The organism is Limnoraphis robusta BA-68 BA1 (genome assembly GCF_034932365.1).
Lineage (GTDB): Bacteria > Cyanobacteriota > Cyanobacteriia > Cyanobacteriales > Microcoleaceae > Capilliphycus > Capilliphycus robustus.
Window position 1 is genome coordinate 1 of record NZ_JAYGHR010000065.1, and the last position, 13,670, is coordinate 13,670.

Annotated in this window: 12 protein-coding genes and 1 tRNA gene; 8 read left to right on the forward strand and 5 right to left on the reverse strand. The window is 40.9% G+C overall.

Annotated elements, in window-relative coordinates:
- Positions 1-358: 358 nt before the first annotated feature.
- The 3 genes from VB836_RS16490 (at position 359) to VB836_RS16500 (ending at position 2,449) form a co-directional block, all read left to right on the forward strand.
- Positions 359-1,255 (forward strand): aldose epimerase family protein, encoded by an 897-nt coding sequence (locus tag VB836_RS16490; RefSeq protein WP_323220764.1) that lies wholly within the window; start codon positions 359-361, stop codon positions 1,253-1,255.
- A 61-nt stretch (positions 1,256-1,316) separates the two neighbouring features.
- Positions 1,317-1,388 (forward strand) — tRNA-Lys (locus VB836_RS16495).
- 245 nt (positions 1,389-1,633) lie between these two features.
- Positions 1,634-2,449 (forward strand): hypothetical protein, encoded by an 816-nt coding sequence (locus VB836_RS16500; protein ID WP_323220767.1) that lies wholly within the window; start codon positions 1,634-1,636, stop codon positions 2,447-2,449.
- Positions 2,450-2,556: 107 nt separating this feature from the next.
- On the opposite strand, the gene clpP is transcribed toward VB836_RS16500, so the two are convergent.
- The gene (gene clpP, locus VB836_RS16505) at positions 2,557-3,168 is read right to left on the reverse strand and encodes an ATP-dependent Clp endopeptidase proteolytic subunit ClpP (RefSeq protein WP_046277312.1); all 612 of its coding nucleotides are present in this window, start codon (positions 3,166-3,168) and stop codon (positions 2,557-2,559) included.
- A gap of 529 nt (positions 3,169-3,697) precedes the next feature.
- Between clpP and VB836_RS16510 the strand changes: the two genes are divergently transcribed.
- The 3 genes from VB836_RS16510 (at position 3,698) to VB836_RS16520 (ending at position 6,782) form a co-directional block, all read left to right on the forward strand.
- Positions 3,698-4,846, forward strand: coding sequence for a hypothetical protein (locus VB836_RS16510; RefSeq protein WP_323220769.1), 1,149 nt, complete (start codon positions 3,698-3,700; stop codon positions 4,844-4,846).
- A 195-nt stretch (positions 4,847-5,041) separates the two neighbouring features.
- Positions 5,042-6,133 carry a GUN4 domain-containing protein gene (locus VB836_RS16515; protein ID WP_323220771.1) on the forward strand — a complete coding sequence of 364 codons (1,092 nt, stop codon included), beginning with the start codon at positions 5,042-5,044 and terminating at the stop codon, positions 6,131-6,133.
- Between the two features lie 124 nt (positions 6,134-6,257).
- Positions 6,258-6,782 (forward strand): H-type lectin domain-containing protein, encoded by a 525-nt coding sequence (locus VB836_RS16520; protein ID WP_323220773.1) that lies wholly within the window; start codon positions 6,258-6,260, stop codon positions 6,780-6,782.
- A 157-nt stretch (positions 6,783-6,939) separates the two neighbouring features.
- Here the strand turns inward: VB836_RS16520 and VB836_RS16525 are convergent, their stop codons facing one another.
- The 4 genes from VB836_RS16525 to VB836_RS16540 form a co-directional block, all read right to left on the reverse strand.
- Positions 6,940-8,055 (reverse strand): acyltransferase family protein, encoded by a 1,116-nt coding sequence (locus VB836_RS16525; protein ID WP_323220775.1) that lies wholly within the window; start codon positions 8,053-8,055, stop codon positions 6,940-6,942.
- A 393-nt stretch (positions 8,056-8,448) separates the two neighbouring features.
- Positions 8,449-8,880 carry a hypothetical protein gene (locus VB836_RS16530; protein ID WP_323220777.1) on the reverse strand — a complete coding sequence of 144 codons (432 nt, stop codon included), beginning with the start codon at positions 8,878-8,880 and terminating at the stop codon, positions 8,449-8,451.
- Between the two features lie 479 nt (positions 8,881-9,359).
- Entirely contained in the window at positions 9,360-10,832 is a 1,473-nt protein-coding gene (locus tag VB836_RS16535) for an alpha-amylase (RefSeq protein WP_323220779.1), read from the reverse strand.
- 486 nt (positions 10,833-11,318) lie between these two features.
- Positions 11,319-11,696, reverse strand: a complete 378-nt coding sequence (locus VB836_RS16540) for a hypothetical protein (RefSeq protein ID WP_323220781.1) — start codon at positions 11,694-11,696, stop codon at positions 11,319-11,321.
- Between the two features lie 112 nt (positions 11,697-11,808).
- Between VB836_RS16540 and VB836_RS16545 the strand changes: the two genes are divergently transcribed.
- Together VB836_RS16545 and VB836_RS16550 are read left to right on the forward strand one after the other, a co-directional pair.
- Positions 11,809-12,513: a leucine-rich repeat domain-containing protein gene (locus VB836_RS16545; protein ID WP_046276805.1), complete on the forward strand. Its 705-nt coding sequence runs from the start codon at positions 11,809-11,811 to the stop codon at positions 12,511-12,513.
- A gap of 174 nt (positions 12,514-12,687) precedes the next feature.
- Positions 12,688-13,557: a zinc metalloprotease HtpX gene (locus VB836_RS16550; protein WP_323220783.1), complete on the forward strand. Its 870-nt coding sequence runs from the start codon at positions 12,688-12,690 to the stop codon at positions 13,555-13,557.
- The last annotated feature ends 113 nt before the right edge of the window (positions 13,558-13,670 follow it).

Here is a 13,670-nt window from a genome sequence, read left to right on the forward strand (position 1 = left end):
CTGGGGAGACTCACCCCTCTGGAGTAGGTTAGGAAACTAGCTTGCTGTAAGGGTTGTCAATGAATCAGTAATCCAAAGCCGTGAGGCTTGGAGAATCCCCTTTCTTTAGAAATGGGGAGTATGTCAACTCCGATGGTTCAACGGGTTCACAACAGGTCTTTAGGCCTCTAAATGTTCTGCCTGAACGGATCGACTTTGTGCGACAATGGGTAGGCATTCTTGTGTTGAACGATTTTTGTTCATAAAGACTTACCGGGCTACAGATTAGGGTGTAAAAAGTGCTGAAACTGCGCTAACACACCCCATTCATTCAGGCTTTGCGTAGGTTCTTTCAGTTCTACATCACTGACGAATCACTGTGTTTGCGATCGCTTTAGAACAGAAACAATACAAAACCTACTGCTTGTCTGACCTGGCTGCTCAGTCTCGGTTAGAGGTTGTACCCGAGCGAGGGGGGATGATTACCCGGTGGCAAGTCAAAGGAAAGGAACTCCTCTACCTGGATGCAGAACGGTTTGCCAATCCCAACTTGACGGTACGAGGCGGGATTCCGATTTTGTTTCCGATTTGCGGAAATTTGCCGGATGATGCCTACCGTTACAATGGTCGGCGCTACAGCCTCAAGCAGCATGGTTTTGCTCGGGATCTGCCTTGGACTGTCAGCGATCAAGTGGCCAGAGATCACGCGGCGATTACGCTGACGCTCACCAGCAATGGCGAGACTCGCTCTGTTTATCCGTTTGATTTTGAGCTGGAGTTTACCTATAAGCTCAAAGGCAATGAGTTGATTATCTTTCAGCGTTTCACAAACCTCTCGGGGACGATGGAGGGTTTACCCGCTCAAGTGATGCCGTTTTCGGCGGGGTTGCATCCCTATTTTTGGGTCTCGGATAAGAATCACTTGCATTTTGAGATTCCGGCGATGCAATATCGAGACCAGATGACCCAAAAACTCCACGATTTTACAGGTCGCTTCGATCCGAGTTTAGATGAAATTGATGGGATTTTTGGCCCGTTAACGGGGTTGGCTGCGATCGCAACGGATACCAGTCGCAACTTACGAATCGCCATGAGTTACAGTTCTGCCTACTCAAATGTGGTGTTTTGGATGGTCAAGGGCAAAAACTACTATTGTCTCGAACCTTGGACGGCTCCCCGAAATGCTTTGAATACAGGTCATTTACTCACCTATCTCAAGCCGGGAGCCAGTTGTGAGATGTTGGTTCATCTGAGTGCAACATTTTTTGGAAAATAGTGTTTACATTGATCAAGAAGCTGTGCTAGAATGATTAATCGTTGAGCAAAAATCAATGAAAGGGTCGCTAGCTCAGCGGTAGAGCACTCGGCTTTTAACCGATTGGTCCTGGGTTCGAATCCCAGGCGACCCATAAAAGTTAATGTCATTGCCTTAAGCTTCTTCCAGCTTTTGTGTCCCTGTAGAGAAAATCATGCTACAGATGATAAATCTCTAGAGAATAGGCGCATGAGGGGGCGGGAAAATGTAAGTTGTTGCTGAGAAGACATCAAATTTTGGCAGAGGCACGCATTTTTTACTCAACTTTCCAACTTGTTTGGTAGTGAGTAAAGGGTGAGGAACGTTAGAATAAGGGTTTCAAGTTACCTATTGATTATTATGTTTGCTCAATTTCGATCTCGCTACCCGACAGGCAGTTTAATCTCTGAGTTGCTGGCGATCGATCATGGCAAGTATGTAGTTCGGGTTTTGGTTGAAGTCGATAGTACCATTATTAGTTCGGGACTGGCGGCGGCGGATACGGTTGAATTAGCAGAAGACCAAGCCCGAGTTCGATCGCTTCAAGTTTTAGGCATTGAAACCTCTACAACCTTACCTCCTTTGTCGTCTACTCGTTCTTTTTCTGCCTCTGCGAGTACACCTCAATTTGAACTGAATTCAGCCCCCGAACAACCCCAGCTTTCCGCCTCTGTGGTAGAGTTTGAATCTGAGGCTGAGGCTTTTCCCCCTTTTCCTGAATTGGAAGATTCGCTTCGGAGTTCGACTGCAAGTTCATCGGAGGATTGGCTCTCAGCAACCTATATTAACCCCAGTTCTTCCCTTAAATCAACTCCAACGGATTCGAGTTCGACGTCCTCAACGAAGGGGCGAGGTGCTTCATTACCTCCTTTACCGGATCAGCCTTTAAATAGCAGTAATGATCTTTCCGCTTATCCTGAAGAGATTTCTCCGACTCCTGGGACTGCTAACAAGAAAAAGTCAAAAGCATCCCTAGAGTCTACAGATTATTCCCCGGAAATTGCTAAAACCGATCTGGAACTGAAACGTTTAGGTTGGACAAAAGAGCAGGGGATAGACCATTTACAAAAAACCTACGGAAAGCGATCGCGTCATTACTTGACAGAAGATGAGTTGCTGGACTTTCTACATTACCTCGAATGTCTTCCGACTCCCACACCCCACGCAGACAGTTAAACAGGGAGTGGGGAGTGAGGAATGGGCAATAATGGGGACAGGTTACTGAATAAAACCCGGTTTCTCAAAGAAGCCGGGGTTTTTAGGGCGTAACTGTTAACTGATTTTTATCCGCCGTTGTGAGAACTGGTGTGAGCAGCTAAGGCTTTGCGATCGTAAACTTGATCAATTAAGCCATAATCAACGGCTTCTTTAGCGGACATAAAGAAGTCCCGTTCGGTATCTTCTTCAATACGGGAAAGGGGTTGACCTGTGTGATCAGCCAAATGTTGGTTGAGGCGATTCTTCAAATAGAGAATTTCTCTAGCTTGAATTTCGATATCGGTGGCTTGTCCTTGGGCGCCGCCTAACGGTTGGTGAATCATTATCCGAGAATGGGGTAAACTCATCCGCTTTCCTTTGGCGCCCGCACTCAGCAAAAATGCTCCCATACTTGCAGCTAACCCGATACAAATGGTGCTAACATCGGGGCGAATATGGTTCATGGTGTCGAAAATCCCCATACCAGCCGAGACTGAACCCCCCGGAGAGTTGATATAGAGGTAAATATCCTTTTCGGGATCTTCTGCATCGAGGAACAGCATTTGAGCGACGATCAGGTTTGCTAAATCGGCGGTTACGGGTTGTCCGAGAAATATAATGCGATCGCGTAAAAGTCGGGAATATATATCAAAGGCGCGTTCACCGCGACCCGATTGTTCAATAACGGTTGGAATCATAAAAACCACCAATCAAGTTCACTGTTTTTGATTGTAGCGACTGTTGTGGGGTTAGAATCACGCAATAGGGAAATCACTACCTGTGAAGGGAAAGGCGATCGAGATCAAGATTTCGTTCAACTGAAGAAAAAAGGGTTTTCTCACCCTTTACCAAATCTCCAATTAAATAAATCTTGAAGATATAGAAAAAAATAAGCAGAGATCTCTAGAAAAGGTGTAAATTCTGGATTGTCACCCAGCCTACAGGGAAACTATGTTTTTTTAGGGTTTTAGGTTTTCTGAAGAAAAAAGTGGTGAAATGCTATCCCACGATAGGTTTTGGCGATACGCCTGACGGCACGCAAAATCTTAGAATGAAACAGCCCTGGGAGCCTTAAAAGAGGGGGTTTTTACTCATTTTTTTACTAATTTTATAGGTTTAATTAAAGTTCCGTAAATCTACGGAGGCTCGGCGATCATTTAACGGGTATCTTGGAGTTAGAAGTTCATCGCTCGGATTTTATCAATTTTCGTTTCGGGAGTTCAACTCATGCTTGGATGGATTTTTGGCGGCTTGGTGAAAAAGTTAGAACGTTCGGCGAAAAGAGTGGAACGGGATTTTGTTGATCGTTCTGCAAAAAAGTTAAATAAACTTGCAAATGACCTTGATTACATGGTTGCCAAACGAACGGACAAAGTAATGAACCGGATGGAACGCCTAGAAAATAAGACGGTTCAAGATATTAACGAAATCATAGATCAAACCACTAAAAAAGTTGATTACATGGTTGCCAAACGAACGGACAAAGTAATGAACCGGATGGAACGCCTAGAAAATAAGACGGTTCAAGATATTAACGAAATCATAGATCAAACCACTAAAAAAGTTGATTACATGGTCGCCAAACGAACGGACAAAGTAATAAGCGGGATGGAACGCCTAGAAAATAAAACAGTTAAAGATATTAACAAAATAATAGATCAAGCCGATGAAAAAGTCAAGGAAAACCTGCGGGAAATTGATCGCATTCGCAGGGAAACTATCGAAGAAGTCAACCAGACGATTCAAGAAACGGATTATTATCTTGAAAACCGCATTAACCAAATTTCATTGATCGTGATGGAATCAATCGTTGAAACCAAAGATTTAATCCGAGATCTAGAATTATTGGAAACTCAAGTTTTCGATGATGCTGGTTATTTAATCGATCAAATCGAAGAAATAGTCGATAAAACTATCGAACAAGTTCGCGGAGAATTGCGGCGACATAGTGCAGAATTAATTCCCAATCCTTTTGATCCCTGTCGCCAAAAACTGGGGTTGGGATTAAAGCTTGGTTTTCAGTTATCGGATATTGAATATTATCGGTTGATAGAATGTTATGAACTAAGCAAATTAACCCCAAACACTCCCGTACAAACCATCATTGAAACTTACGGTCAACTTCAACTGAATGCAGCCAGAATGGTTGCTTTAACTCGCAAAGCGCCGGAGTTAAGAAAATTCGCCGTTGAAGATTGGTTAAAGTATGGTGTTTTGTGTCAATTTTGGAGTAACACCATCAAAATTTATGATTCGACCGAGTTAGAAATAGAGTCTTCTCCCTCACCGCAGCAGTTCAATTATCAAGAGTTACAAACAAAACTGATCGAATCTATTTCTAGTTTGCAGCAAAAGTTTTCTAAACCGACGGATTAGCTTATAGTTTGTAGTAGTAGTCAGTAGTAGTCAGTAGTAGTCAGTAGTAGTCAGGGGTTGAAACCCCTGCCTAATAAATAAAGTCCTCTCAAGAGGACTAATAATTAAAATATTAGTCGGTTTTAACCGACTTTCACTATTAGCCGGGGAATTAATTCCCCGGTGCGATCAAATCTTAAACCCAGGATAAATCTAATGAACTCCAACGACAACAAAACCCCTCTCGAATATTACGAAAGAGCAATTCAAGAGTTAACCAATACTCGCGAACAGCTTCAAACCGAGTTGGAAAGTCTCAAAGAAATGCAGACTTCCTATCAAACCTTGAAGGATGAACTTGCAACAACCCAAGCTAAACTTGATGACACAGACAGACAATTATTAAATACAAAGCAAGAACTTCAACAAGAAACAGAACCTTTGAAAAAATCAAGTCAGAAAATTGAAGCACAGGTCAATTATTGCTATTCAGAAATCCAAAATGTCAAAAATCAGATGGATACTGAGTTAGAAACTCTCAGAAAAATGCAGGCTTCCTATCAAACCTTGAAGGATGAACTTGCAACAACCCAAGCCAAACTTTACCACACCCAAAGAGAATTATCAAAAACCAAACAAGAACTTCAAAATGAAAGCCAACTCTTGAAGGCTCAACTCAATCGTACTCAAGCAGAATTATCAAAAACCAAACAAGAACTTCAACAGGAAACAGAACCTTTGAAAAAATTGACTAATAAAATTGAAGCGCAGGTCAATTATTGTTATTCAGAAAATCAAAATATCAAAAGTCAGATCAATAGCTTAACTTCTGATATTTACGCAGGTTGTTTATCCTTGAACTATCGAAAGCTGAAGTATTTTCTAGAAAATAAAATGTGGAAAGAAGCCGACGAGGAAACATTTAAAAAACTGCTTGAGTTAACCGGGAGAGAAAAAGAAGGAAAATTACTGGAAACCGATCTTAATTTACTGTTCTCTGAAGATTTGAGAACTATTGATCGACTCTGGATAAAATATAGTAATGGAAATTTTGGCTTGAGTATACAAACTAAAATTTATCAAAGTTTGAAAAATACTCAACAACAAAAAGATGATCAAGTCTGGAATGCTTTTGGAGAAAAAGTTGGATGGTATGTAAACAATAGCTGGCTTTGGTACAAATCTGTAAATTTTTCGACTTCGGCTCCTTCTGGTCATTTACCTGCGAGAATATGGGATAACTGGAATCAAGGTGGTGTGGGTTCTTTTAAACCTCTTTTATCGAGACTGATTGATTGTGGAATTTGAAGTCTGTCGAGGAATGAATTCCCCGTCTAATAAACAAAGTCCTTTTCAAAGGACTAACAATTAAACTTTAGTCGGTTTTAACCAAGTTTCGCTATCACTAGAATTTGAATCAAGGATAAATCTAATGAACTCCAACGACAACAAAACCCCGCTAGAATATTACGAACGAGCAATTCAAGAGTTAATCAATACTCGCGAACAGCTTCAAACCGAGTTGGAAAGTCTAAAAGCGTTGAAGGATGAATTAAAATCCACACAGAATGAACTTGCAACAACCAAAGCGGAACTCAAAAAAGAAATGCAAGCCACAAACGCCGATCTACAAAAGCAAAAAGAAAAGTTATATAGAATAGAAAGCGGTATTTTTGAGGGAAGCGTTAACAAAACTAAGGGATGGAAAGGAACTCTGAGTGATGCAAAAGGAGATAATCGCTTTATTCGACAATACATTGAGTTTAAGAAAGCTTTCAACAACCCTCCAAAAGTTGTAGTGGGAATCTCTTATGCTAACGTTTCTAGAGAAGCTACTCATCGATTAAAAGTTAAAGCTGTTGATATTGACTGCAAAGGATTTTTCTTAGAAATTCAGACTTGGGGAAACACTGAAGTTTTTGGATGTGATGTTAACTGGTTGGCTTATGGTTTGTAGTTGCGCTTGAGTACCATCTTAGCTTGATTTTTCTGCGTGCATCGCAACAACGAGCTTAGTTAATTTTTTGTAGAGATCTCTAGAAAAGCTGTAGAGTGGGTGACATGAAAGATTTGTGAATTCTCCTGTAAACTCTCGACTGTCACCCACCCTACTTTTAAATTTTGATGAACCAACGCTTCTGATACATCCCATACAATACCACCCACCAGATTAAAATATTAGCGATCGCAAACGCTAAAGAACCGTTCATTTCACCCGCCCAAGACACAAAGATATTTTGATAAATCCAGGTTTTTAATGTCATTGGTTCGGGATATTGATCAATTTTAGTATAAATTAAAATTCTGGCTACAAATCCTGAAGCGACAAATAAAAATATAGGGTTTAGTCCCATTACTTCTAAGGTAAATGCCCACTTTCGTTTCTGACGAACTTCGATGATTTCATAACATCCTGCAAGTAATAATAACGCCCAACCTGCGGTAACGAGAACATAAGAACTTGTCCATAAAGCTTTATTGATGGGAAAGATTAATCCCCAAAAATGACCGATAATAATATTACATAAACCCATAACGACTAAATTGAAACTGGTGTGGCTGTTTGCGGGTTGTTTTTTCAGCCAGTCTCCAGTGAAATACCCGATTAAAACGGTGACAACTGCGGGAAATGTACTAAATATTCCTTCTGGATCGTATTTTCCCTTTCCTAAAAGATGATTTTCACTCAAGATTAGGCGATCAATATAAGCGGCTAAATTTCCTTCTGGAGTGAGATTTCCGACTCCATAACCGGGAACAGGAATCAGTTGCATGGCGATCGCATATCCCACTAAAATTATAACACATAAACCTGCTATTTGTTTGCGGGATAGGTGTAAAATTGCGATCGCGGAGAGTCCGTAAGCGAGGCTAATTCGTTGTAAAACTCCCATGATTCTAATATTGCTGAAATCATAGTTCGGATAACCATTAAGAAGCAATCCCAATAAAAACAAAATAAGACAACGACGTAGAATTCTCAGATAGAGTTGAGGAGAAATTGTCTTTTCAGACTCTCGATTTTCTGGGGTGTATTTAGCGAGGGAAAATGCGATCGCTACACCGACAATAAAGAGAAAACTGGGAAATATTAAGTCAGTTGGGGTGTAACCATGCCAGTCTGCGTGTTTTAAGATTGGATAGACATGATTCCAGCTTCCGGGATTATTGACTAAAATCATGCTTGTAATTGCAATTCCCCGGAAAACATCTAGAGAAGTGAGTCGCATTAGTTCAGGTTTATATTAACTTTTTATTTTGACTTGTCATCTTAAAAGTCTATAATATAGCGGTTTTTAATTTTTAGAGGAACAGTGGGGATTAAAAACCCGGTAACTGATACCATTTCTTTCTAATTATGCAACTTTTTTCGATCCCCCCGCCTGCGGCTTCCCCCCACCCCCCTTTTTAAGGGGGGATCAAGGGGGGATTGGGGGCTGGGGGGATAAATTAGATGCAGCTTCATAAAGAATTGGTATGAATAGAAACCGGGTTTTTGGCAGTGCTTTTGGCAATGGCACGACCCATCAATTGTTTTTGATGTTGAGTTAAAACTCGCCTAAAATTGAGAAGTTTTGGAGTTTTAACTGTGGATCAATTCATGGCAAATGCAAGCGGGAAGATTATTCTTCAATGTCGCTGAGTTCGCCAACTTTAACGGCTGAAACAGTAACGTCTCCGTCGTTATCTTCGAGATAAATATCGAAGAAAAAGGCACAAAGGGTGATGGGTTCTGATACAGCTAGAGTAACGGTATCATCAAAACCATTTAAAGTTGACCAACCTGCGGGAACAATTTTATTGGTTTTAAGGTTTTTAAACTTCCCACCGTACATCCAAAGCATAACTAAAGGTTCACCTTTTTGACCATTTGGATCATCTTTGATATAATCAAAAGAACCTTTACGAATGCGAACAACCCAAATTCCCTGCGTTAATTCTTGTTTAACGCCTGTCGTTTGAATCGCCTCAATATGATCTTTAAGCAAATAGCAATTGTCTTTACTGTTAACCACTAAATCGATCACTTCAGTGGGCCGAGTTTCAATGGACATAGTTTGACACTCCTTGTTTAAATTGAGGGTTCGGTTTTGAGGGTTCTAGGCTCTTGAGAGAGGGGATTCTTGGACATCAAGCCAAGATTTAACCTTCTCGTCAGGAACCGTTCAAACCCTTATTAAGTGTCTCACATTTTGAGTAAATTTAGTCTATTGCTGAAGTTGAAAATTATTCTCGACATCAAACAAATCATTCAGTATTGACAATAAATCATACTATCTCGAAAAAATCATGCGATCGCACCGTAAAAGGGAACAGACCTGTGTGTAGGGGCGCGCCTCCGCCGAGAACTGTTTTTCGCAGCAATAATTTAGATAAACCCGCCCTATTTTATACTCAAACTTCATACCATGTCCGGTTGATTAATGCGTGTTCTGAAAACGGGGCGGGTTTTTTAAATTTAGTAATAGGTGTTAGAGATGGTTTAGAACCCGCCCCTACATAATCATAATCGATTAACCGGACATGGTATCAACTATTCTTCGATCCAAACGGAAACTGATCCTCCCTTACAACGAAATTCAGCCCAACCTTCTTCGTTAGTGTAAATGGGTTCTTTAATGTGTTCAGTCAGATCGATAAACTTAGTATTCCGTTTACCGACTTCCATCCATTTCCAACCGGGAACACTATCACTCATAATCACAGCCATTGCTTTGGGATGTTCTTGATCTCCTAAACGAGTCCAACCAATGGTATTATAGTGATCAATATAATCATATTGTTCACCATAAGCGTAGTGTTTGCGAGCATAAAGAAGCTTGTCAATAATCCAACGATGAGAAGGTAAGAAAATCGGATAACGATTGCCATCACGCCCATAATCTTCGTATTCTGCCCCGTAATAATCGGCATGAAAAATACAAGGATATCCTTCTCGCCGCAGTAGAATGATGGCATAAGCAAGCGGTTTAAACCAAGGTTCAACGGGGGATTCTAACGCTTGCAAGGGCTGAGAATCATGGTTTTCGACAAAAGTCACCGCATGAGTCGGACGTTCCTTCATCAGCGTGCCATCAAAGATTTGTCGCATATCATAATGTCCCCCCGATTTACTGGCATAATAAAAGTTGTAATGCAGGGGTACATCAAACACAGACATTTTGCCTTGTACTGCGTTCACATACCAATGTAATGTCGAAATACTGTTCTGCCAATATTCCCCAACAACAAACAAATCTTTGCCGACATGACGTTCTAATTCGTCAATCCAAATAGGGAAAAACCAAGAAGAAATATGTTTAATTGCATCAAGGCGAAACCCATCAGCCCCGGTTGTATCAAGATACCATTTTCCCCAACGGATTGCTTCTAGTTGCACTTCGGGTTTTTGAAAATCGAGATCGCATCCCATTAAGTAAGCAAAGTTGCCTTTTTCTAGGGCAACATAATCATCAAATTGTTTTCCCTCAAACAAATAAACGACGTTTTGTTCTTTGCTATAATCATCATAATCAACCGCATCAAAATGCCACCAATGCCATTCAAAATTTGAATATTGGCCTTGACGTCCGGGAAAGGTAAAATGAGTATAGGCTTTAACGTCTCGTAACCCTCCGATTGGATAAACGCGATCATTTTGGTGAAAGGGAGTTGCTTTGGCAATTTCTGTAGATTCACCTCCCATTCGGTGATTGAGAACAACATCGGCATAAACTTGAATCCCGGAATTTTTCAGGGATTGAATGGCATCGATATATTGTTGATAAGTTCCGTATTTTGTACGAACTGAACCTTTTTGATCAAATTCACCCAAATCATACATATCGTAGACACCATACCCGACATCATTCCCTCCACCACTTCCTTTGTAAGCAGGAGGAAGCCAGAGGGCGGTAATTCCAGCATCGGCTAATTCTTGGGCTTTGTTTTTGACTTGTTCCCACAGAGTACCATCGCCAGGGAGGTACCAGTGGAAATATTGCATGATTACGCCGTTGATAGACATGAAAATTGCTCCTTGTTTTGATTTGAGAGTCAGAAATTGAGGACAAATTAGCCGCAATTTACCCTGACTTCATTAACTATTTCACAAAAACTGCTATCTCTTACAACAGTTCTACGGCCTAAACCGAATAATTTCACTATAACTTGCTTGACTTGAATTGACGATTCCCACTTTTGGGGTCGTTCAAGTGAGTTAGACAATCATTTTTCTTGAATAAATTTAACTAAATTATGAATGTAGAATTATCAATTATGAAAGTAACTTACGGATAGGATAACAAAGATCACAGTCCTCCAAGAATTAATCCTTTTTCTCATTCATAATTGATAATTCATAATTCCTCAACTGATATAATACCCTAATCAAAACGTTCTGCACCTGTAGGTTCTTGATAGTTGAGTCGTCGTTTTTGATGACGATATTCACCGACTAAAGAATAAACAACACTCCGCAGTCGATTTAATGCACCGACTGGACGATGAACGGCTAAACCATTCCAAGGAGAAAAACGTAAATTTTCACAAAAATCGCATTGTTTATCAAGGTTAATCTGTTAGTGTTTTTAAATTTATTGTTGTGATCGATGCGAAGAAATCCATCCGTAAACCACTGGACAAAATAAGGAAAGAGTAAGGTTGATTTTTTGGAATAACGGGTGATTGGGTTGCCGTTTGCATCCTTTTTTTTATGATACAAAATGGCTAAATCTTCAACGGGTGGGAGATTTCCTTCTGTGTTAAATTTGGGAGCGGGGGGTAAATGGCGTCCGACATAAGTGCGATCAGTGAGTGACTCCCAGGAGGTATAAGTATCTGTTTTCTTGGGAATATCCGTTCCGGGAATATGTTCCTCTAGCGTTATCATGCTAAAAGGATAGTGAGTTGCATTGTCAAAATTTTATGATCCTTATAATGAAGAGAGAAATGCTATACTAGAAATGATATAAATGACTGATAACTAGAAAGAGAAACTACTCGTGAAACGTCAGTTGAAGCCATTCCTAATCCTATTCTTATTGGCGATAACAGTATTAACTGATCCACATACAGGAATCGCTGAGTCTGAATCCCCACAAACCGAGTCGCCAACTGAACCCGAGTCAATCCCATCAGAAACCCCACCTTCAGAATCAGTTGAGAAAGATGATAGCTTCATGGACTGGTGTATCAATCGAGAGCAACTTCCTCCCTCGGCTCAACGAACCATGAGTGTTATTTTACAACGAGCCGGAACCTTTAACTGCGCCAGAGCCGCAGAAAATTTAATCACCTACTCTCAACTCGACTTGAGTACCAGTCAAATCTCTGATCTGAGTCCCTTACAATCTTTAACCAGCATTACCCGACTGAAGTTAATTAACAATCAAATCACTGATTTAACCCCCTTGCAATCTTTAAAAAATTTAACGGAAATCAACTTGAGTTATAACAAAGTTAAAGATGTTAGCCCCTTACGCTCCCTGGAAAATTTGAATTTCCTGAACCTCAGTTTCAATCAAGTCGAAGATGTCACCCCTTTACAGTCGTTGAAACAACTCAATGAACTGAATCTCAATAATAATCAAGTCACCGATATTAGTTCGCTTCAACCCTTAGAACGGTTAACCTATTTATTTGTTCGCAATAATCCAATTAAAGAGCCAACCTGTCCAGTCAGTCCTAAGTATATTTGTCAGTTTTAAATCCTGTCCAACGGTCTAACTACAGGTTGATCAATGCTGATTTCCGAAGGCCTTGAGTCGGTTAAACCGTCATTAAAAATCGGCATTCCCGCCTTAACTTGAACGGATAATTTACCGATACAATAGAGGCAATCTTAGCTAACTCCTGGTTTGAGATCCAAAGGAGAGAAACCCATGAACCTCTTAAAAACCGTTGCTTTATTAGGAATACTGAGTGCATTACTCGTGACAATTTGCTCTCAAGTGATTGGCGGAACAACAGGTTTAATGGTGGGCTTAGGTATAGCGGCGATCATGAACCTGGGTTCTTGGTTTTATTCCGATAAAATTGCTTTAGCCGCTTATCGCGCCCAACCTGTTAGCTACGAACAAGCACCCGAACTGCATAAGATGGTGAAGCGACTGTGCGATCGCGCTAATTTACCCATGCCAGGAGTCTACATCGTTCCGACTCAGGCGCCGAACGCCTTTGCCACAGGGCGCGATCCGAAAAATGCCGCAGTTGCCGTTACAGAAGGCATTCTGAAAATATTACCCCAAGATGAACTTGAAGGAGTGATTGCTCACGAACTCACCCACATCAGAAACCGTGATACCCTTACCCAAGCGGTAGCGGCGACGATAGGCGGTGCAATTTCGGCGATCGCTCAATTTGCAACTTATGCGTTATGGTTTGGAGGAAGTTCGCGCAATAATCAACAGGGTGGAAATCCGATTGGTATTCTATTAACGGTCATGTTGGCACCGATATCAGCGACTGTCATTCAAATGGCAATTTCTCGAACCCGAGAATATTCAGCCGATGCGGGCGCGGCGAAATTAACGCAAAATCCCAAAGCATTGGCTCGGGCGTTACAACGCTTAGATAGTATGGCGCGACAGGTTCCCCTCAGAGCCAACCCTTCGTTTGAACCACTTTTGATTATGAATGGATTTTCGGGTCAAAGAATGGCAAGTTTGTTCTCAACTCATCCTTCTACAGAAGCTCGGGTACAAGCGTTATTGAAGATTGAACAAGAAATGTCGAGTTTGCCATCCGATTAGTTTAGCGTTAAAGTAACAACTAGCTCGATTATTGATGGCAGCTCTTATTATTCCAAAACGATACCTTCTATCGTTTATCGATACAATACACTGGGAAAAAGATAGACTTTTCC

Excerpts from the sequence above, each read along its gene's own strand:
- VB836_RS16540 (WP_323220781.1), bottom strand. The coding sequence starts at position 11,696 with ATGATAACGCTAGAGGAACATATTCCCGGAACGGATATTCCCAAGAAA.
- VB836_RS16520 (WP_323220773.1), top strand. The coding sequence starts at position 6,258 with ATGAACTCCAACGACAACAAAACCCCGCTAGAATATTACGAACGAGCA.
- VB836_RS16510 (WP_323220769.1), top strand. The coding sequence starts at position 3,698 with ATGCTTGGATGGATTTTTGGCGGCTTGGTGAAAAAGTTAGAACGTTCG.
- VB836_RS16515 (WP_323220771.1), top strand. The coding sequence starts at position 5,042 with ATGAACTCCAACGACAACAAAACCCCTCTCGAATATTACGAAAGAGCA.
- clpP (WP_046277312.1), bottom strand. The coding sequence starts at position 3,168 with ATGATTCCAACCGTTATTGAACAATCGGGTCGCGGTGAACGCGCCTTT.
- VB836_RS16535 (WP_323220779.1), bottom strand. The coding sequence starts at position 10,832 with ATGTCTATCAACGGCGTAATCATGCAATATTTCCACTGGTACCTCCCT.
- VB836_RS16500 (WP_323220767.1), top strand. The coding sequence starts at position 1,634 with ATGTTTGCTCAATTTCGATCTCGCTACCCGACAGGCAGTTTAATCTCT.
- VB836_RS16530 (WP_323220777.1), bottom strand. The coding sequence starts at position 8,880 with ATGTCCATTGAAACTCGGCCCACTGAAGTGATCGATTTAGTGGTTAAC.
- VB836_RS16525 (WP_323220775.1), bottom strand. The coding sequence starts at position 8,055 with ATGCGACTCACTTCTCTAGATGTTTTCCGGGGAATTGCAATTACAAGC.
- VB836_RS16550 (WP_323220783.1), top strand. The coding sequence starts at position 12,688 with ATGAACCTCTTAAAAACCGTTGCTTTATTAGGAATACTGAGTGCATTA.